15 protein-coding genes and 3 pseudogenes are annotated in these 19,698 nt (G+C 36.6%); 10 read left to right on the top strand and 8 right to left on the bottom strand.

Features of this window, described 5'->3' with window-relative positions; all coding sequences use genetic code 11:
- Positions 1 to 680: 680 nt before the first annotated feature.
- The 4 genes from DSM106972_RS08815 to DSM106972_RS08800 all read left to right on the top strand — a co-directional run bounded on the left by DSM106972_RS08815 (position 681) and on the right by DSM106972_RS08800 (position 2,364).
- Entirely contained in the window at positions 681 to 1,037 is a 357-nt protein-coding gene (locus DSM106972_RS08815; RefSeq protein WP_127080337.1) for an FG-GAP repeat domain-containing protein, read from the top strand.
- Positions 973 to 1,161, top strand: a complete 189-nt coding sequence (locus DSM106972_RS55715) for an FG-GAP repeat domain-containing protein (RefSeq protein ID WP_127080336.1) — start codon at positions 973 to 975, stop codon at positions 1,159 to 1,161. The genes DSM106972_RS08815 and DSM106972_RS55715 overlap by 65 nt, the downstream gene beginning before the upstream one ends.
- Positions 1,137 to 1,712 (top strand): calcium-binding protein, encoded by a 576-nt coding sequence (locus tag DSM106972_RS08805; RefSeq protein WP_127080335.1) that lies wholly within the window; start codon positions 1,137 to 1,139, stop codon positions 1,710 to 1,712. The genes DSM106972_RS55715 and DSM106972_RS08805 overlap by 25 nt, the downstream gene beginning before the upstream one ends.
- Before the next feature lie 331 nt (positions 1,713 to 2,043).
- Entirely contained in the window at positions 2,044 to 2,364 is a 321-nt protein-coding gene (locus tag DSM106972_RS08800) for a hypothetical protein (protein ID WP_127080334.1), read from the top strand.
- A gap of 280 nt (positions 2,365 to 2,644) precedes the next feature.
- Here DSM106972_RS08800 and cynS read toward each other — a convergent pair.
- A pseudogene (gene cynS, locus DSM106972_RS08795) lies at positions 2,645 to 2,929 on the bottom strand (cyanase); the annotation flags it as partial.
- A 61-nt stretch (positions 2,930 to 2,990) separates the two neighbouring features.
- Here cynS and DSM106972_RS08790 point away from each other — a divergent pair.
- Complete coding sequence (locus tag DSM106972_RS08790) at positions 2,991 to 3,827, top strand: SDR family NAD(P)-dependent oxidoreductase (protein ID WP_127080332.1); 837 nt, start codon at positions 2,991 to 2,993, stop codon at positions 3,825 to 3,827.
- Between the two features lie 281 nt (positions 3,828 to 4,108).
- On the opposite strand, the gene DSM106972_RS08785 is transcribed toward DSM106972_RS08790, so the two are convergent.
- The gene (locus DSM106972_RS08785; protein ID WP_127080331.1) at positions 4,109 to 7,657 is read right to left on the bottom strand and encodes an AAA-like domain-containing protein; all 3,549 of its coding nucleotides are present in this window, start codon (positions 7,655 to 7,657) and stop codon (positions 4,109 to 4,111) included.
- 20 nt (positions 7,658 to 7,677) lie between these two features.
- On the bottom strand, positions 7,678 to 9,318 hold the full coding sequence (locus tag DSM106972_RS08780) for an AAA-like domain-containing protein (protein WP_127080330.1): 1,641 nt from the start codon (positions 9,316 to 9,318) through the stop codon (positions 7,678 to 7,680).
- A 319-nt stretch (positions 9,319 to 9,637) separates the two neighbouring features.
- Between DSM106972_RS08780 and DSM106972_RS08775 the strand changes: the two genes are divergently transcribed.
- Complete coding sequence (locus DSM106972_RS08775; protein ID WP_127080329.1) at positions 9,638 to 10,186, top strand: Uma2 family endonuclease; 549 nt, start codon at positions 9,638 to 9,640, stop codon at positions 10,184 to 10,186.
- A gap of 30 nt (positions 10,187 to 10,216) precedes the next feature.
- Positions 10,217 to 10,864 carry a hypothetical protein gene (locus tag DSM106972_RS08770; RefSeq protein ID WP_127080328.1) on the top strand — a complete coding sequence of 216 codons (648 nt, stop codon included), beginning with the start codon at positions 10,217 to 10,219 and terminating at the stop codon, positions 10,862 to 10,864.
- A gap of 55 nt (positions 10,865 to 10,919) precedes the next feature.
- Here the strand turns inward: DSM106972_RS08770 and DSM106972_RS08765 are convergent.
- From DSM106972_RS08765 to DSM106972_RS08745, 5 genes and pseudogenes are all read right to left on the bottom strand, one after another.
- Positions 10,920 to 11,144 (bottom strand): annotated as a pseudogene (locus tag DSM106972_RS08765) (pentapeptide repeat-containing protein); the annotation flags it as partial.
- Positions 11,145 to 11,230: 86 nt separating this feature from the next.
- Entirely contained in the window at positions 11,231 to 11,833 is a 603-nt protein-coding gene (locus DSM106972_RS08760) for a hypothetical protein (RefSeq protein WP_127080327.1), read from the bottom strand.
- A gap of 400 nt (positions 11,834 to 12,233) precedes the next feature.
- Positions 12,234 to 13,166, bottom strand: coding sequence for a 16S rRNA (adenine(1518)-N(6)/adenine(1519)-N(6))-dimethyltransferase RsmA (gene rsmA / locus DSM106972_RS08755; protein ID WP_127080326.1), 933 nt, complete (start codon positions 13,164 to 13,166; stop codon positions 12,234 to 12,236).
- Between the two features lie 749 nt (positions 13,167 to 13,915).
- Positions 13,916 to 14,740, bottom strand: coding sequence for a coiled-coil domain-containing protein (locus DSM106972_RS08750; RefSeq protein ID WP_127080325.1), 825 nt, complete (start codon positions 14,738 to 14,740; stop codon positions 13,916 to 13,918).
- 257 nt (positions 14,741 to 14,997) lie between these two features.
- Entirely contained in the window at positions 14,998 to 15,312 is a 315-nt protein-coding gene (locus DSM106972_RS08745) for a hypothetical protein (RefSeq protein ID WP_127080324.1), read from the bottom strand.
- 686 nt (positions 15,313 to 15,998) lie between these two features.
- On the opposite strand from DSM106972_RS08745, the gene DSM106972_RS51290 reads away from it, so the two are divergent.
- The 3 genes and pseudogenes from DSM106972_RS51290 (at position 15,999) to DSM106972_RS08730 (ending at position 19,521) form a co-directional block, all read left to right on the top strand.
- Positions 15,999 to 16,163 carry a hypothetical protein gene (locus DSM106972_RS51290; RefSeq protein ID WP_158632788.1) on the top strand — a complete coding sequence of 55 codons (165 nt, stop codon included), beginning with the start codon at positions 15,999 to 16,001 and terminating at the stop codon, positions 16,161 to 16,163.
- A 454-nt stretch (positions 16,164 to 16,617) separates the two neighbouring features.
- A pseudogene (locus DSM106972_RS08740) lies at positions 16,618 to 18,114 on the top strand (catalase); the annotation flags it as partial.
- A gap of 768 nt (positions 18,115 to 18,882) precedes the next feature.
- A complete protein-coding gene (locus tag DSM106972_RS08730; protein WP_127080322.1) occupies positions 18,883 to 19,521 on the top strand; it encodes a hypothetical protein in 639 nt (212 codons plus the stop codon).
- The last annotated feature ends 177 nt before the right edge of the window (positions 19,522 to 19,698 follow it).

Below are 19,698 nucleotides of genomic sequence, written 5' to 3'. Positions count from 1 at the left end.
AATTTACTTAGAAATAGCCTTTTTCCCTTTATATCAAGGCTTTAATTCCCCTTTGGTTCTAAAAATGAGCGAACGCCCAGATGTTAGTGTCTAGGAATTTATTTTTATTACCTTTGATGAATAAAACCTTTACTCCCTCTGTGTTCTAATAGCGTAATAAGGTAAAATATACAACTCTTTTTCACCTCAGAGACACAGAGGGCGCAGAGGGCGCAGAGAATTAGATATAGACCCAGAGGCGCCGTGAGTTATATCATGTCCGAGAGCGTAACCATAATATTTCGGAGATGTCTAATAAGTGTTACGCTTTATAAGCGTGCCTTTATTTGAAGATTGTTATCGCATAGATGCGTGGCGCCGCATATCAAAAAATTATACACAGGCTCAGAGATAAAGTCCTCTTGAAGAGGAGTTAGGCTATTAGACAACGGTTTAAACCGTTGGCTTGATGTGATGCTGAATTTTTATCGAAATGCTCATAAAATCACCTAAATATGAAGTTTTCAACAAGAGCATAGTTAACATCTTGACAACATGCGTATAAATACGGACGATGGTTCAAGATTCTTTTTGTACAAATTTAAATGTCTTGGCGCCGGGAATTTACAGATAAAAGCCTGGTGCAAACAGTTGCTGGGTAATTGTTGTGATAAGACCGCAGAAAAAACAGCAAGCTCTTGATGGCGAAGAATAGACCGATAGGCGATGACAGCAGTCTTATTAACTACTCAGGAGGCATGATGGGAATTGTTTCTTTTAGCCCTACTACCAACTTTAACGTGGGAAGCGGTCCTTTATTCTTAGCGGCTGGGGACTTAAACGGCGATCGTCGCACTGATTTGGTGACGACGAACAATAACGGCAACAGCCTCTCAGTGCTGTTGGGTATTGGGAATGGCAGCTTTAGTAGTGCTAGCAGCTTTGACACGGAACCATTTCCTTTCGCCGTAGCGATAGGGGACTTCAACGACGATGGTCGCTCTGATGAGTGCGGTGGCGAACCAAGACTCCAACGACGTCTCTGTGCTGTTGGGTAATGGAGATGGCAGCTTTAGCACTCGTAAGAACTTTGGCGTGGGAGTTCTTCCTCAATCCGTGGTGGTGGGGGACTTCAACGGCGATGGTCGCTCTGATGAGTGCGGTGGCAAACAGTTTATCTAACAACAGCTGGTGATGACAAACTGGATGGTGGTGAAGGTGATGACCAATTATTTGGTGGTGATGCCGGAGATACCTTGACCGGTAGTAATGGTCAAGACCGACTCTTTGGTAATGCTGGTGTTGACCAACTGAATGGTGGTGAAGGTGATGACCAATTATTTGGCGGTGATGGTATAGATTTCTTGTTCGGTGGTAACGGTCAAGACCAACTCTTTGGTGATGCTGGTAATGACAGCTTGAATGGCGATGACGGTGATGACCAATTATTTGGCGGTGATGGCGCCGATCTCTTTTTCGGTGGTAACGGTAAAGACCTCCTGACTGGTAACGAAGGCAGAGATATTTTCATACTGGAGAGAGATTTAGGCACAGATACTATTACTGATTTTAGTTTTGGTATTGATAGAATCGGTCTTCTTCGTTTTGGCGAGTTAACCTTTGCTGATTTATCCTTTGTTGGGAATGAAATTCGTGAAGGTACTCAAACTCTGGCAATTCTCACCGGGGTTGATACCACGACGTTGACGGAGGAAGATTTCTTTCTAGTGTAGAGAATGGGGAGTAGGGCAACCATATACTTGTTGTTCGGTTTTCACTACTATTTATTCCGGAAAACCGAATCAATATAGCTTGGATAGCCAGTAGCGACATTTGATTTTGGCGCCAACAAATTCACCAATGCTTATTTTAATTGGTGCATCCATTGCAGTACAAAGAGACTATTTGAACTTTATTGGTGCCTCGACCTTGAAGTCTCCGCATAAATATTTTTGCTCCCGTACTAATATAAAATTTATTTCTCAAAAATTAGGTGTCGATGTGCATAAAGCAAGCAAGCTCATCATATTCAGGAGTACACACCTAAAATAAGGAATTTAAATTATGCGTACTATTCAAAAAATAATGAACATAACACTTTTGGCAACTGTGATGTTTTCCCCTGCTGCAATGGCACAGCAACAATCGCTAACCACACAAGTTGATGGTGTATCTCAACATGTACCATGCCGTGATAATAAAGGCAAAATTATTCCGTGCCCTTGGCAAAAACCTATTATTAAAACTAGTCCTCGTGGTAGTAGTACGGGAACAAATAAAAAACCAAATCCCTGTAATCCGAAAAAAGGGGAACCTGTTGATAACAAAGCTTGCCGCTATTATATTAACGGGAATCCTAAACCATCAACTCAACCCAAATCTTAAGAGCAAAATTAACCAGTACTATTGTTCTTTATGATAGACGGCGCCACTCACTTCGTTCAGCGCAGTGAGTGGCGCCAGTACAATTAATAAGAAGGCAAATAATAAAAAAGCAAACAAAATAAAACCTGTTTACAACACACTTTTCATCTCCTGCTTGGATAAACAATAAATAATGTAGCCAATGTAAAGAGATAGCAGTGTCTACAAATAATATGCAAAGCTGTACTATGTAGTATTAATATAAACACTTGTGTAATTTATTACTACGTAAACAAAAAAATTACCATTTTTTGTAAGGCAAAAACTTACCAGACATAGTTATACGTACCCTATCGCCTTTGGGGTCTTCTTCCTTTTCCACATTTAAAGTAAAATCGATAGCGCTCATGATTCCATCCCCAAATTTTTCTTGAACTACATCCTTGAGAGGAAGTCCGTACACTTGCATTATTTCGTAGAAGCGATAAATAAAAGGGTCAGTTGGAACAATCGAATCACTACCTTTAACAGGATATTTAGTTAACTCTGAAGCATACAAAGGAGCGAGTTCAAGAGCATCAATAATTTAACATTTAAATAGTAGATACTTTAATTAAGTGAAAGTAATAATTAATTGAGTGAAAAATATGGTATCAAAGGTAGCAATAGTCACAGGTGGAACACGGGGTATTGGTTTTGGAATAGCACAACAATTAGCATCACAGGGGTATGACCTCATACTTGGTTTTAATTCTAACCAGGAGTCTGCATCTGCTGTTAAGACTACTCTTGAATCAAATTACAATAGACAAGTTTACCTTATAAAGGGCGATGTAGTTCTTGAATCAACTATTGAAGCGATATTTGAATGCCTAAAAAATAATTTTCACTCGAAACTAACAGCATTTGTTCATAATGCTGGGTTACATGTCGGTTTGACGACCAAGAGTGAATCCAGTGGAGCAATTTCAGCTAGTTTGGATATAAATTCATTATTAGGCAGTGGTAATTGGAATAGTTTCGATAAGTATGATTATTATCAAAATGTTTATCCTAAGTGCTTTATTAGATGTGTAGAAAGAGCAATAAATTACATGGAGGATGGTAACGGTTATATAGTAGCAATATCTTCTCCTGGGTGTAATAATACCACCACGCCGAAATTGTCATATGCTTTACCTGGCCAAGCTAAGGCAGTTGTTGAGTTTTTAGCCAGATATTATGCTAAAGCACTTGCTTCAAGAAGAATTACAGTAAATGTAGTCATTCCCGGCTTTGTTAAAACTGAAGCCTGGGAATTTGCAACATCTGAATTGGGTGGAATAGACAGCGAATTTATGAAAAGTAAAATACAAAATACCCCTATGCAACGCTGGGCATCACCATTAGAAATAGGTGCGGCTGTAGCTTTTTTATGCTCTCCTCAAGCTGCATTTATTACTGGAGTTGCGCTGCCCGTTGATGGTGGTTTACATCTTAGTTAAACTTATTGGAAAATATAACAGGCGCCCTCTCGCTGCCAACTTATGCACTTTGAGTCGAACGAAGCTTAGAATTGCTGTTATTAAACGAATTGTCGATAATAACACTTGCATTATGTTGATTGTACATAGGGTTTTCAGGCCTTGAAGTTACATAATTGTCTTTCCAATGTACTTATGGGTGGCAATAGAGTTGGTTTATGAAAAGCCAAAGTCTTCTTGGGGAAGACTTAAGCTATGAGTTTAGGAATTTTAATCCCAGGTATAATTTCTGACTTTTCATATCATTTTTCGTCGCATAAATGTCTATTGGGTTCTGGCAAATCTCCATTTGTGCGTAAATAATCGCGTACCCAATTGCAACCGTAGGAGATAATGCGGTCTAGGGACTTTACTTGTTCGACATTCCACAAAATTACCTTGCTATTTTCCCCGGCAGAGGCGAGTATCTTACTATCGTGACTAAAAGCTATCTCCCAAAGGCTTCCAGTATCGCCTTTTAAAGTATTTAGCAATACAGGTATTTTGCCTGTTTCTTGTTTCCAGAGTTTAATTACCCCATCGCTACTACTGGAAGCAAGCAGTTGCCCGTCTGGACTGAAAGCTGTTGATAAAACTGCATCGTTATGACCTGTGAGTGTTGTCAATAAGCTGCCGTCAAGGCGCCAAAGTTTCACGGTTTTGTCATCGCTGCCGCTTGCTAGTATTTGATTGTCTGGACTAAAAGCTACTGACCTAACTGCTGATTGATGCCCTTTTAACGTTGTGATTAATTCACCGCTCTTTTTCCATAGTTTGATTGTACTGTCTCCACTAGAGGAAGCAATAATTTGACCATCGCGACTAAAACTGACAACCCAAACTCCCCCTTGATGTCCCCGCAACTTTGAGAGCAAAACAGGGTTTCTTCCCTCTACCTTCCACAATCCTATGGTACCATCAGCACTACCGGAGGCTAACAGCTTGCTATCGGGACTAAAACTGACTTTTCTTGCTGCACCTTGATGTCCTTTCAGGGTTGCTAGTAGTTGTCCCTGTAGTGTCCAAAGTTTGATGGTTGCATCTCCACTGGCTGTAGCTAAAAGTTTGCCATTGGGACTCAGGGCAACTCCCATGACAACACCATCATGCTTGAGAGTACGTAACGATAGGACTTTTCCCTCATCGTCTGTTTCCCATAACTTAACTGTTCTATCTGCACTGGCAGAAGCGATAATTCTTCTTTTACTAAGATGGGTTGGGTAACTAAACGCAAGTCCCAAAATGAGGGATTTGTGTCCGTTAAGGGATTGGAGTAAGGAGTTATTTGGGCGCCAAAGTTTTACCTGTCCGTCCCAGCCAAGAGTTGCAAGAGTTTTAGCATCAGGGCTGAATTTTACACCCATAATTATCGTTCTGTGTCCAGCAAAAGTACGTAGCAGTTTTACCTTGTCCCAAGTCGCACCATTTCGCTGCCAAAGCTTGAGTGTTTTATCTTCGGATACCGATGCGAGTTGCCTACCATCGGAACTAAAGGCAACAGACAAGACCATTCCACTATGTTCTTTAAGAGTTGTTAGCAGTACCGGAAGATTTTCAGAAAATCGCCAAAGCTTAATTGTACCATCAAAGCAAGCAGTGGCAATCGTATCCCCTTGAGGGTTAATGCCAACATCAATCACTGTCATTTCGTGAGCTTTAACACTAGCCACCTGTTGACCATCTACTCGCCAAATATTCAACATTCCCTTGGCACTACCAACAACTATGTTTCCGCTATTTGGAGTAAACGTCACTCCCGAATTTATAACTGTATCTGCCTTTAATGTTTTGAGTAAGGCGCCGTTTATGCTCCATATTTTAACCGTTTTATCTTCACTAGTAGAAGCGATAAATTTATTATTAGGGCTTATCGCAACACTTCCCAGGTTAGCTTGATGACCCTTTAAAGTATGCAGTAAGGTGCCGTCTTTTTTCCAGACTTTTATAGTGCGGTCGCCTGCACTAGAAACAATAGTTTGACCGTCCTGGCTGATGACTACATTTGATATTAGAGCCTGATGACCTTTTAGAGTTTTCTGTAGCCTACCATCTTTTGCCCACAGGTTAATAGTATTTTCTTTGCCAGCCGTCACAATCATCTCACCATCAGAGCTAATAGAAAACCGACTAATTGCTGCTGCTGGTTTTGACAAGCGATTATATTCATCGGCGCCTAAAATTGCTTGTTGGAGCGCAAATTCTACCTTGCTTTTAGTATCCTGGTCTACTTTACTTAATGAAAGTAGTTTTTTTCTGGCTCGCAGTGCTTCTATTAAAGCATCTAAACGGCTATTAGAAGCAAATAAGCCTTCTGAAGAAGAAGCCAAAGCTCGAATTTCGTTGATTCTAGCTTGCTGTTCGTTCGCACTTGCTTTCTGATACTGCAAGTAAGTACTAAGCCCAAATATACCAACTAATATAAATGCTGCACTCAAAGCAGTAATAAAATTCTTTTGTCGTATAGAATGTTTTTTCTGTTCTGCTAGTCGTGCTTCAACTTCCATTAGTCTTGCAGTTTCTAATGCTTGTTGGGCTTCTTCCCTATCTAATTCTTGACTCTTGGCTAAAAATTGATAATCTAAATCACTTAAACTTTTTCCCCGCGCCCAACTTTGAGCATCAATTAGAGCTTGTCCCCGTAATAAACGTGAATTATCTTGTTGTTTAGCTGCTATCCAAGCATCAAAGGTTTGCGAATAAGGACGCAGTAATCCAAGTTGTTTCTTGACCCATGTAATATTAAATACTTCTTGATAAATTCGATTTCTTATTTTTAATAACCCCTGTTTTTTTTCGACTAAACCAGAGAGAATTAATTGGGTTTGTTCAAGGCTATTATTAGCGAATACGGGCAAAGAACTTTCCACTTCAAGGTTTAACAAAATTTGCTGATAAATTCCTAGCCATCTGCCTGCGCGCTCTTCATTATATAAGATGCGGTCTTGTATTGTTTTTAAATGTTCTGGTTTATCTACAGATTCCCAATTGTCGATTACGCAATTTTGTACTAATTGCGCTACTTGCAATCTCTCCTGTAAGTTACTATTGACTACCAACTTGCACAACTTCTGCGTTAAAAATGGTTGTCCACCTGTCCAAGCTAATATTTCTGCCATCACTGGTTCTGGATTACTTATCTTACATGCTAATTCTTTAATTAATGGTTGTACTGACTCTAACTTAAACCCTGTTAGTTCTATTGGCCTGCCAATATTAAAAGGAGTACGTTCTTTATCAGATATTAAATCACTCGGTGTAGCTACACCAAAAATGCTAAAAGTGAGGCGATTGTATGCTGGATTTATAGCTCTATTATTATAACAGAAGCGAATTAATGCAAATAAATCATCTACAGAAAAATCTAAACTTAAAATACTATCAATTTCATCGATAAATATCACTAGCTGTTCTTGCGGTAATTTTACTAACAGCACATCTTCAATAAAATAAGTTAATCTTTGTAAAAGTGACAGATGTTCTTCATCTTTCCACCATGTTTTTAAATTTAATTTTTCAGATAAGTTAAACCCGCGCCATAACTGTGTAATGATGCCTTTATACCACTGTAAAGGAGTAATATTTTCGCTACCTATACTGGTCATATCTAGAGTGCTACAGCAATATCCTTCTTGTTGCAATCTATTTCTCGCATGAACTAATAGAGACGATTTCCCCATTTGACGCGCGTTGAGGACATAACAAAATTCTCCAGCTTTTAAAGCAGTATAAAGTTCTTCATCTGCTTGTCGCTTGACGTAGGTGGGTGCATCTTTGCTGAGACTACCCCCGACCTGGTATTTGTCATTTATCATGGTAAAAAGCCACAGAAAACTTAATGATTTAAAGTGGAACTAACATAAGTACAATTTCTGTTGTTTCTTTTTGATTTATGCAACGCTTCAGCAGCAGCATCAACTAAAATGCTTGTTGATGCTTGAGAGTTAGGAATTGTACAAGCTAGACCGAAACTAACAGTTACAACTCTAGCCGGAAAACCATCATAGGCAAAATTATGTAAAATTCCTAAGTTTATCACTTCATTGCGAATGTTTTCAGCTAATTTTGAAGTAATTAAGCTGTTCATTTGAGGCAATAGTATGGCAAATTGTTGATAATCGTAACGAGCTACTAATCTTGAGCAAGAGTACGAAACAGAGGAAGATTTTACCTTTGTTTCTAAAACTCTAGCAATTTGTTGTAAACAACTATTTTCCGCCTGTTTACCGTTTGTATCACTATATAGTTTTAAATAGTCTATTTCACATAAAATTAGTGATAGAGGCGCCATCTCCGAAGCTAACTCGTGCCAAAGTTGTTCTAGACGTATGTCAAAATAATGTTTGTTAGCAACTTGAGTCAGTCCATCTGTAATTGCTAATTGTTTCAACTCTACATTTTCTTTTTGTAGCTGTAATAGCTTATCTTGTAAATTTAATTCATCAAAATTTTGTGATGCAAAATACTGACGATACAACTCACAAGAAACTTTGCATAAACTACCAATTAATTTCACCAACCCCATGCTTTCTAACTGATAAGCAAGAATATGGTTTATTTCTACACCATCTAAATTATTAACTACCTGTTTTAGTGCCATCCCCAAAGCCAAATTATTTTGTAATGTTACCAACAAACTCCGCAAATGAGCGCTATAAATACCTGTAGTTGTAGGAGATGATTGTAATAACTCTTCTAAAGTAAGTTTTGGATTTTTGGCTAATTCATACAAAGCAAGTCGCACTAAATAAGGATGACCTCCCAACATTTCTTGTATAGATAGTATTTGCGATATCTCTAGCTGACAATCAAGTTTATGTAGCCTTACTAAATTCTGAATTTGCTTAGTTGTAAACTCTGCCAAATTAATATTTAAACCAATATTAAAAGGAGATTGATTAATGTTTAAGTTAATATAAACTTCTGTTGAATGACATATCACTAGCCGTAGTTGGCGCCAAATCTCTTCATGTTTGCCTACTTCATGCCAAGAACGTAACAATCCTAGAAAATCTTGGGCAATTTCAGGATATTCAAATAAGCGATTTACTTCATTTAAAGCTAAAACTAAAGGACTTTCAATGTACGACAACAAATAATCTTGAAAATAAATGCTACAATTTACCTTAGAACCAAGTTCTTCATCCCAGTATTCTTCTAAATTTTCTTTTATTTTTAATTGATAAGCAATATTGGCACAAAACCAACGCAAAAATTTATCTAAAGACTTAAAAATCTCTCTGTCGGCTAGCTGAAAATCTAAATATATGGTACGATATTTTTGGTATTTAACAAAATCAATTATCCGCAGTAATAGCGATGATTTACCCATTTTTCTGGGTGCTTTAATTCTGATAATACATCCTGGCTTAGTTATTTCTTGGTAAACCTGTTGTTCAACAGGGGGACGTTCTACGTAAAATACAGAGCCTATAGGTACTGGTTCATTAGGTAATTCTAAAATAAGTGAGTGCATTTTTATTTTAATTTTGATATAAGTATTTAAATGTCGCTCAAGTAGTGTAACATCCCTTACCTATCTAGAGCAAGATTTGACATCTATCTTAAGATACAAATATATGGAAATTTTAATACTATATATTGTTAAACCCCAACCCGCCAGCACTACCGACTGTAACCAAATAATAAAAAACGATACGTAGCAAATTTTAAATAAACTTCAGGCGCCTTTCCACGATGAATCATAACCGCAAATGCACAGAAGCGCATTTGCGGTTAGGTTATCAATTCAATTCTTTTGTTATATTTTAGTTACCACTTTTCCGGATAAGCCAATGGTAAATGTTACTATCGTCTCAGAAAGTTTTAACAATTTTTCTTTAGAAGACTGGACGCAAAATCCTCTTGATGACACAGAATGGGTCAACGGCAAATTAATAGAAAAAAATGGCATGACGCTTAAACATAGTCAAAGCCAATCTCGGTTAGATCGTCGCTGGGGTAACTATAAGGATGAGTCTGGACTAGGAGGGGAAGTTTATACGGATGTCCCTTGCCTTACCAATATACAAGGTCGGCGCCCTGATGTTGCTTACCTAACTCCTGCTTTGGTTTCTCAATACGGTAATCAAAAAGTTCTTCCTCAAAGTTTTCCTCTCAGTGCTGAAATTGTCTCTCCAACAGATTATGCTGAAGAAGTTATTGCAAAAAGTGCTGAATATTTACAGTCTGGTGGTGAGGAGGTTTGGCTAATCTATCCTGAAAACCGTTGGATTATTATTGTTACTAAAAACTCTCGGTTAATTTTCTCTTCTGGTGAGACAGTTAGCACACAAACGGTTTTACTTGATTTTTCCATGCCTGTAGATGATTTATTTAATTGAAGATACCGTATATAGATTAATCTGCCTTATATGGGAAGAAAAAATAAAATACATATTGACCATAGTGTTTTTGACCTAATGGGTCGGAAAGCATTACTCAAATGTAGCTATATTCTAGGTGTTGAAACGACACGATTAATAAAAGGTGGTATCCGAAGTGAGCTAGCGAATGCTACTATTCGCTCAGGTATTAGACGATGCTTAGGACAAGGCACGTTTCCTTCTACACTAGAAAGACTTGCTGCTTTTTTGGAACAATGGCAACCTAGTACGCTTGATGACCCAGACTCAAAAGATGTAGACCCAATAGAAAAAGTAAAAACATTAATTGAAAATGTTAAAAATAACTTTAATCGTTTATCCAATTTACAAAAGTTAGAAATTTTGACAGACTGGATTGAACATCCTCAAGAAGACTGTTGTTATGAAGAATTAGATTCTATCGCGGAAACACTAGGTTTTAGTTATGAAGAGATTGATGAAGAGAATATTTTAGTACTACCTTCACCTCAATTACTTGTAAAAACAATCAGCTCGATGAAGAATGGAGAATTTTATCATTCTGTTATTGCTCTAGCAGAAATGTCATTGCCAAAAGAAGAATTTTCTAACCCTCCTAGTTTTTCTAATGCTGCTTATGATTTTCTTGAACAACTGGCTGAATATTTTGCCACATAGTTGACATCAATGACACCAGCATTAAATTAATGGCGCCACAACCAATTTATACAAGTTACGGCTTCTTTTTATACTCCTCATCAGTAACAATTCTACCATTAGGTAAAATTGTATTATTCCAACAACACATACTCCAATCAGCTTCTTTGATGCAAGCTCCTTTCAGATTTGCATCATACCAACTACTGCCATAAACTGAGTACAGCTGTTTGAGATTAGCACCTTCCAAGTTAGCCTCATCAAAAATATCTTCCAACAAATCAGCTCCTTCTAAATTGGCATTTCTAAGATTAGGATTACCACACCATCCTCATCTTGTTTGCGTTATGACAAAAAAAATGACTTCTGAGATACTTTTGGAGTATTTTATATTTGTGTACAAGCTTGCAATAAAATGCCTAAAATTTTATCGATTTCTTTAATGTAGTATTCAACTGAATCTATATAAAGAGTAGTTCCTTCTATCAATAAAAACCTCCAATTCGTTCCAGTAGTAACAGAACCATAAATTTGCTTTTTCTCCTCACCTTGAGTTTGATTAAATAACTGTGCCGCAATCATTGCTGCTGCACATTGACCAAGACCGCTATTAATATCTTCTTTTTTCGCCTCAAAAATAAACATTACGGGCGCCGAAATAAATAACTGTTCTTTTGACATGCTGAAGATATAATCACAAAAACCTTGTAAACCTTTTGTTGCATCTACATTAAATTCATTCCCAGAAAATAAAGAAATTTGATTATTTAATGATTTTCTCACATCTGCTAAAATTGGCGCAATTAAAAACTCTGAGCGCGCTTTTTCTGTCCCAATTGACGTTGCTAAAGGAATATAGTAGCTCAAAATAGTGTTTAATATTTCTGATGGTGATACTGGGTTGACATCAGCAAATAAATTACGGGTCTCATCAAGTATTAAATTAAAATCTTTTCGCACTTTGGGAAGGGTAAAATCACTGTACGCCATTTTTATAATATTTTATATATAATTTACAATTATAATTTTACCAATAAAACTTTCTTTAATTTATCAAAGCCTTAGCTGAGTATTTTGCCTTTATTCCTGACAATCATACCAGAAGCGAGGTGAAGCGAGCGCGCTTGCATACCAAACGTTAACTTAAATAACATGTTGGACAAGTTGAAGAAATGTAAATGTGAACCACGGTTCACATTTTAATCAGCATACTACACCAATCCTGTATAGTTCGCGTAAGTACAAAATAAATGCTTTTTTAAGATATTCCAGATGCTAGAATGGCGCCTATATAAGTTAATAATTCTTTGTTTGTCATCGCTTCAAAGTTCGGTTGCATTCAAAACCTTTATTGTCCATTAGGTGGTACTTTTGTATTTTATGAAATGTCTTAAACGTCATGCCCATCATCAACATTAATATCTGAGTCATCAAATTTATCATCATTGGTAGCTTTTGACAAACTATCATCCTCTAAAGCATTATTTTGTTTTGCTCTTTCTTTTAATTCATTGCTTAACTTTACCCATTGTTCAACCCCAATATCTTCACCCCGTGCTTGAGGGTTAATATGTAATCCTTCCAAAATTGTAGTCAACTCATCCCGCTCAATAATACTTTGCAAATTATTCCGTAACATCTTACGCTTTGCACCAAACCCCAATTTTACTAAAGTCTCTAAATACTTTGGGTCATTAGCAAGATTTTCTAATTGTCGTGGTACTAATTTTACTATTGCTGAATCCACTTTCGGCGCCGGATGAAAAGCTTTTGCTGGAACTGTACAAACATATTCGCACTGTGCTAAATATTGTACTCTTACAGTTAAGGCGCCGAAAGTTCGACCACCAGGTTTTGCAACAATCCTTTCAGCTACTTCTTTCTGTATCAATAACACAATCGACTCATACGGTTTTGTATTCGGATTCGCAATCGTCCCTAATAACTTCTCAATAATCGGTCCAGTAATATTATACGGAATATTGGCTACTACCTTATTTTGATTCTGAAACTTCTCAAAACTACCAAGTTGAGATTCTACATCCAACTCCAAAAAATCACCTTGCAACAGTAAAAAATTCTCCCTATTCCCAAACTCCTTTACCAACATCTTACACAAATCCCTGTCAATTTCTACAGAAATCAAAGCCTGTACTAAGGGTAAAATCCTGCGTGTCAAAACTCCAGTTCCGGGACCTATCTCCAAAACCCTATCATCCTTAGTACACCTTGCTGCACGTACTATGTTCTCTAAAGCACTTTCACTCTTGAGCCAATGCTGGGCAAGTACCCTGCGTGTTTTTACTTCCCCTTTCCCTTTCATATCAATTCTTTCAGCCTCTATACTAATTCTATTTTCTTATTTTTTACTTACTTTTTTTAGTAACGTTTTGCGAGTATTTTATACAAAACCTATTGACTAAATACATAAATTATGGTATTTATGCTAGGATAATTGATGAGAGAAGGGTGGGGTGGGTTGAGTTAGTCTAGAATGAAGCATAAAAAAAGGCGCCTGATTTAGGATAATATTGGTGAGCGTATACAAGTTTAAACCAAATTGGCTTAATTAAATTAACTTGATTTTAGGTGAATTTTATAGGTATGGTAGTTTGTCTGATGTAGGGAAGTTATTCAAAGAGTAATTATAGGTTATTGAGGCGCCTATTATCACGTATTGTTTCCTGTATTCTTACAAAAGTAAAATTTTAAACTGCATAAAATTTATCGCTGGTATACAGCAACCGTAAAAAGGATTTTTTATTACAACTTAAGATGTATTAATGCAAAATTATGAGTTACTATAAAATGTGATATATAGCCTTACGTAATCAGTTATAAAATTTGCGCTCCGGTAGAGACAAGGGTTCAATCGCGTCTCTGCGAGGATATAATTTTTTATAACTCATATAGAATTGCTATATATATACTTTTTCTCTCTGTGGTAAAAAATATATAAGTTTTTTACCACAGAGACACAGAGAAGATTTAAGAGAGTTAGAATTCCTTGGCACCTATTTTCCAAAACAATAACACAAATGACTAGTTAGTTGTACAACTAAATTAAATTTATTACGGTGGACTGCTTCCACCATTACGGTCACGTAAATAATTCAAAATTTGGTCAATGCGGTTTCGCCATTCTTGACGGTCAATAGCTGCTTGCTGTCTATCTTGTGCTGCTTGCTCTGTTATTTTTGCAATCTCAGCACTCAAACTGTTTATATTAATAGTCTGGATATCAACGGTATTTTTGAGGTCGTTAACACTCTCAGTTAATTGGATAATATTCGCAACCAAAACATCTATATTGTTATGATGTTCAGAAGTTTTCTCGTTTAATTGCTGGGTAATAGCGGTGAGAGTAGCTAAAGTATTGTCATGCCCAGAAGTTTTTTCGTTTAATTGCTGGGTAATAGCGGTGAGAGTAGCTAAAGTATTGTCATGCCCAGAAGTTTTTTCGTTTAATTGTTGGGTAATAGCAGTGAGAGTAGCTAAAGTATTGTCATGCCCAGAAGTTTTTTCGTTTAATTGCTGGGTAATAGCGGTGAGAGTAGCTAAAGTATTGTCATAGTCAGAAGTTTTCTCAGCTAATCGCTCAGTAAGAGTAGCTAGAGTATTGTCATGATCAGTAGTTTTCTCAGCTAATCGCTCATTGATAGCAGCAAGAGTCGCTAAAGTATTATCGTAGTCGGTCGTTTTCTCGTTTAATCGCTCAATAAGAGTAGCTAGAGTATTATCATGGTCAGTAGTTTTCTCAGCCAATCGCTCATTGATAGTGGTAAGAGTTGCAAAACTATTATTTTGCGTGAGCATTGTTTCACCAACATTAAGAACTAAATTTTCTAAACGATTTAAGCGCTCCTCAACGCTTGATGGTTGTCCTGGGTTTGTCATCCAATTATCTCCAGACGCTTTTATCTAAATATTGTATAGTATATAAGTTCTTTAATAGCCCTAAAAATATAAGACTGTAAATAGTACGTAACAAAACTAAATGATTGGTATCAGCTCCTATAGATGATGTTATCGGGTCTCAACTATAATATATGAGCGAATTAGTCATTAAGTTGAGCGAAAATTATTGTATAGTATACAGAATCTTCACAAAAATACAAATATACTATTCAAGTACAGGCTTTAATTTACTGTCATTAACTGTTGCCACAATCACGATTTCGTAATTCATTCATGATTTTGTCAAACTTATCTCCAAACTCTTGACGTTCAATAGCTACTTGCTGCCAATATTGTGATAAAGCTTCATTATGCCTAGTTATTTCTGCGTTATCGGGTAATTTTGCCATATTGACTGCCATAACATCTAAAATATTATTGCGCGCAATATCTCTTCCGTTTGATTGTTTAAGATAAGTCAAATTCTTTTTTAAGTATTCCATGCGTTCCTCGGAAGTTAATCGCTGACCCGCTTTAATCTTAAGTATTATTTCCAGGTGACTATTATCCATTTTTTACTATAATTCATTTCTTTCATAAGTTTTAAAATAATTATAGTGTAAACTTTATACGATATAACTAAAAATCTGGCGCCTGGAGTAAAATCGTTGGTAATAAAATACTTTATAGTACTATAAAACTGTTAAAATTAATCTACTCGACTAGATAAAACACGCACATGTAGAAATATAAATACAGTTTTAAAGTATTACAATTATATATAATACAAGATAATTAATGTTACATCAAAGCATCAAGGAATAGGGTGCGTCAAAGCTATTACAATCTTCAACAAAACGAAAAATCATGTGCTTTGACGCACCATTTTGATATCGGTGCTTTAGAAGTGGCGCCTGTCTCCAAATAAACATCTAAACATCTAGATGCTATAAAAGCATAAACACGGTAGGTATCAAAGAACAAGGATATATTCTCAATATTATCCAAAAAAGATATACAGTACTTAATTTATGGACTATTTACATGTAATTCCCTTACCAGATAAACTTTCCTATAAACATTTGTACTTTCTTGATAGAACGAGCTATGTTTGCATAACTCAAAGCACAGTTGGATAGCTTGGTAAGTTGTAAGACTGAACAGTTGTCCAATTCAAAAAATTTATTGCAGTTTTAGTTTTTAGATACGCTTAGTTTAACGCGAACCTAAGTTAATATAATATATATAGCAGTCCTATATGAGTTGTAAAAATTATATCCGCGTAGAGACGCGATTAATCGCGTCTCTACAACCTACGAATTTTACAAATGATTTAGGATTGCTATATAGTGGCGCCACATTAAAGATGCTGTTTAATTTTGGTATTACATTTAAGCTTTTACAACACGAAAAAGTTTGCTAGCTGGTTATATTTATAAATTAGGATAGGTGAGAATACGCATCCTACAATAAATTTTAGATGTTTATTTTTTGTTTAAAAGTTGCTAGATTTAAACAGCAGTTTCATAGTTTTATAAGTCTGCGCTTATTTATGAGTAAAATCAATCTTAAAACTTATATTTGTACAGTAAATGAGTAAAAAGTGTGATAAAGAGCATAACTAAAGTCACGTTGCTTTAGAAATAGCTAGAGGTTTGATTTATAGCAGGATTATTTTTGTATGATTGTACCTTAACAAGGATGACAAGGGTTTTAAAATATGAATTAAGCTATTTCTTTGGCGAGAGGTTGAAGAATAGGATAAGTAGTTATTTCTATATAAGAGATAGTAATACCTTTTAGTTGCCGCCTATGAAAAACTATGTGCGGCTAATTGAGTTTGGGTATTATTTTTAAATTCAGATTAAAGGGCTAATATGGTGCAGGATAATCAACAGCAAGGGTCAATGAGTAATGAGGAACTCATTTTAACAAATCGTCAAGGTCACCCAGTATCTGATAACCAAAATACACGGACTGTAGGTGAAAGAGGTCCAACAGTACTTGAAAATTATAACTTTTTAGAAAAAATCACTCACTTTGACCGTGAACGTATTCCTGAACGTGTTGTTCACGCACGTGGTGCAGGCGCCCACGGTTATTTTGAAGCTTACGGTACAATAGGGGATGAACCAGCGAGTAAGTATACGCGCGCGAAGTTGTTTCAAGAGAAAGGTAAAATTACTCCTACCTTTGTTCGCTTTTCAACAGTGACTCATGGAGGAAACTCACCAGAAACTCTCCGTGACCCGCGCGGGTTTGCAACAAAGTTCTACACTGAAGATGGAAATTGGGATTTAGTCGGAAATAACCTTAAAATCTTTTTTATTCGAGACCTTATCAAATTTCCTGACTTAATTCACGCTTTTAAACCTGACCCAATTACCAACCGTCAAGACCCAAACCGTATATTTGACTTTCTCAGCTTAACTCCCGAATCGATGCACATGATTACATGGTTGTTTAGTCCTTGGGGTATTCCTCAAAACTATCGATTTATGGAAGGTTCAGGTGTTAACACTTATAAAATGGTTAACGCTGATGGTGTGGGAACATTAGTTAAATACTTTTGGGTACCGAAGCAGGGAGTAAAGTTTTTAACTCAAGCTCAAGCAGAAGAAATTCAAGCAAAGAATTTTAACCACGCAACAGAAGATTTGCACGAAGCAATTGAAAGAGGTGAATATCCAGAATGGAAATTCTGCGTGCAAATCATGTCTGATGATGAACATCCGGAACTGGACTTTGACCCATTAGACCCAACCAAAATTTGGCCCGTTGAGCAATTTCCGTTATTGCCCATCGGACGAATGGTGCTTGATAAAAATCCAACTAACTATTTTGCTGAAGTTGAACAAGCTGCATTCGGTACAGGTGTGTTAGTTGATGGGCTAGAATTTTCTGATGATAAATTACTTCAAGGTCGAACTTTCTCTTACTCAGATACTCAACGTTATCGTGTAGGAACCAATTATCTCCAACTACCAATTAACCAACCAAAGACTCCCGTTGCAACAAATCAACGCGATGGTCAAATGGCTTATGCTGTTGATGGTGCAGCAGCAGGAGAAAATCCTCATGTTAATTATGAACCAAGTAGCATGAAAGGTTTAAAAGAGGCGCCAAAAAATAATGTACCTCATACACCTTATGTTGAAGGTAAAGTCATGCGTCAAAAAATTAGTCGCACTAATGACTACCAACAAGCAGGTGAAAGATATCGCACTTTCAATGACTTTGAACGTGATGACCTGATATTAAACCTTGTCACACAGCTTAAAAAATGTAATCCAGATATTCAAGAACGAATGATAGGTCATTTAACACAGTGTGACCGAGACTATGGTGCGCGAGTACAAGCTGGACTTCAACAAAACTAAATTTGAATTAAACTGACTCATTTAAATAGTTCCTAGTAGTCCGTGTCATAAGTTTTGGAGAGTTGCATAAAAATCAAAATCTTGTAGAAAAGCGATAAGGAGCGTCTCTACACCCCAGAATTAATGACATGAACCAGTAGGAATTTTCTTATAAATAATCGTAGGTTGGGTGTTGCGGCTTTTCGCTTCCCAACAAAGCTTTATGAATGTTCGGTTACGTTACACTCCATCCAACCTGCAAGGTATATTTAAACATCTAAACATTTAAATATTTTACAAGCACATCCTTTTAATTTTTATCAATCCTTTAATCGGCGCCTTTCAAAGCAGCAACCAAAATTAGCATAACTTGTTCTAAATCTTCAGTAACACGGTAACTATTAATACCTTGTTCAAAATGTTTTGCTGTACGGTCTAATCTACCAAATTGCCAAATTGTACCTGTGGTGACAACCCCTATTAGAATTGGTTGTTGAGAAACTGTAGTTGCTCCTTCCCATTGGTCGAGTGCTATTAGTTCAGCTACGAGTTGAGTAAAACCTCGTGTTAAATCTTCATATTTTGCTTCAATGACTATATAGTTGATTAGCAGAATTTAATCTAAGGAAGTAATCTAAATTACCCTGAAGCCAATTAGATACTTTTAAACCATATTCTTTAGTATACATATACATTGTTAATAAAAAAACAAGATTTGAGTAAGATGTTTTGTTCTAAACTACTCTAGAACAAAGTTTTGAAAATTGAGAACAAGTGTTTTACATGAAAAATTTTATACCAATTATTGCTTCTATCGCTTGCTCTGCGATACTTACAACGTCAATGAATACAGTAACCGAAGCAACACCAACTGGTAAGAAGAAAGCCGTACAGCCAACAACGGGTATAGTTAAAAAGCTTGAACATGGTGACAATGCATGTTATGTAACTCTTGCTGATAACAAAGGTAAATTGCATAACCTAAGTGCAGATTTTAGTATTTGTAGACAAGAAAAAGCTTATTTAAACAAAAAAGTTCGTTTGACTTATAAAGTGTCCAGCATAAACAGTCCAGAATGTCAAGGTAGGGTACCTTGTAATAAAAAACAGAGAGTTAATCTCATTTCTAACATGGAAGTGATTGGTGCTGGGACTAAAACAGCAACTCTACCAGCATTGGGGACAGTTAAAAAAATTATAAATGGTGATTTGCTGTGTTATGTCTCTATTGTTGATGATAAAGGTAAGCAGCATGAATTAGGCGCCGACTTTGGTATCTGTGGACAGGAGAAAGCTTATTTGAATAAAAGAGTGCGTTTGACTTATGGACTGGCAAATGTAAATGATTGTCAAAGTGCTGAACCTTGTGGTAAAACTCGTCAAGAGCAGATTATCCAAAAGATGGAATTAGTTAGGAATTGACTCTTTCTGGGCTAAAGCCACAGAGATTCACAAGAGATTTTAGGCTATGTCCTCTTGTATCCCAGTTTCAGGATTTTCACCCTTAGATTTTAGGTTCCCAGGCTCAACACGTTTGCTCTTCGTAGAGCGCGCTGATTTCTCCTGACGTTTTTTCGCGTTTCGGGCAAACTGCGTTAA

This window comes from Dulcicalothrix desertica PCC 7102 (assembly GCF_003991905.1).
In the GTDB taxonomy this organism is placed as follows: domain Bacteria; phylum Cyanobacteriota; class Cyanobacteriia; order Cyanobacteriales; family Nostocaceae; genus Dulcicalothrix; species Dulcicalothrix desertica.
Note: the sequence above shows the minus strand (reverse complement) of the source record. Positions and strands in the feature narration are given on the sequence as shown.

Excerpts from the sequence above, each read along its gene's own strand:
- DSM106972_RS08815 (WP_127080337.1), top strand. The coding sequence starts at position 681 with ATGGCGAAGAATAGACCGATAGGCGATGACAGCAGTCTTATTAACTAC.
- DSM106972_RS55715 (WP_127080336.1), top strand. The coding sequence starts at position 973 with ATGGTCGCTCTGATGAGTGCGGTGGCGAACCAAGACTCCAACGACGTC.
- DSM106972_RS08800 (WP_127080334.1), top strand. The coding sequence starts at position 2,044 with ATGCGTACTATTCAAAAAATAATGAACATAACACTTTTGGCAACTGTG.
- DSM106972_RS08790 (WP_127080332.1), top strand. The coding sequence starts at position 2,991 with ATGGTATCAAAGGTAGCAATAGTCACAGGTGGAACACGGGGTATTGGT.
- DSM106972_RS08785 (WP_127080331.1), bottom strand. The coding sequence starts at position 7,657 with ATGATAAATGACAAATACCAGGTCGGGGGTAGTCTCAGCAAAGATGCA.
- DSM106972_RS08780 (WP_127080330.1), bottom strand. The coding sequence starts at position 9,318 with ATGCACTCACTTATTTTAGAATTACCTAATGAACCAGTACCTATAGGC.
- DSM106972_RS08775 (WP_127080329.1), top strand. The coding sequence starts at position 9,638 with ATGGTAAATGTTACTATCGTCTCAGAAAGTTTTAACAATTTTTCTTTA.
- DSM106972_RS08770 (WP_127080328.1), top strand. The coding sequence starts at position 10,217 with ATGGGAAGAAAAAATAAAATACATATTGACCATAGTGTTTTTGACCTA.
- DSM106972_RS08760 (WP_127080327.1), bottom strand. The coding sequence starts at position 11,833 with ATGGCGTACAGTGATTTTACCCTTCCCAAAGTGCGAAAAGATTTTAAT.
- rsmA (WP_127080326.1), bottom strand. The coding sequence starts at position 13,166 with ATGAAAGGGAAAGGGGAAGTAAAAACACGCAGGGTACTTGCCCAGCAT.
- DSM106972_RS08750 (WP_127080325.1), bottom strand. The coding sequence starts at position 14,740 with ATGACAAACCCAGGACAACCATCAAGCGTTGAGGAGCGCTTAAATCGT.
- DSM106972_RS08745 (WP_127080324.1), bottom strand. The coding sequence starts at position 15,312 with ATGGATAATAGTCACCTGGAAATAATACTTAAGATTAAAGCGGGTCAG.
- DSM106972_RS51290 (WP_158632788.1), top strand. The coding sequence starts at position 15,999 with ATGAGTTGTAAAAATTATATCCGCGTAGAGACGCGATTAATCGCGTCT.
- DSM106972_RS08730 (WP_127080322.1), top strand. The coding sequence starts at position 18,883 with ATGAAAAATTTTATACCAATTATTGCTTCTATCGCTTGCTCTGCGATA.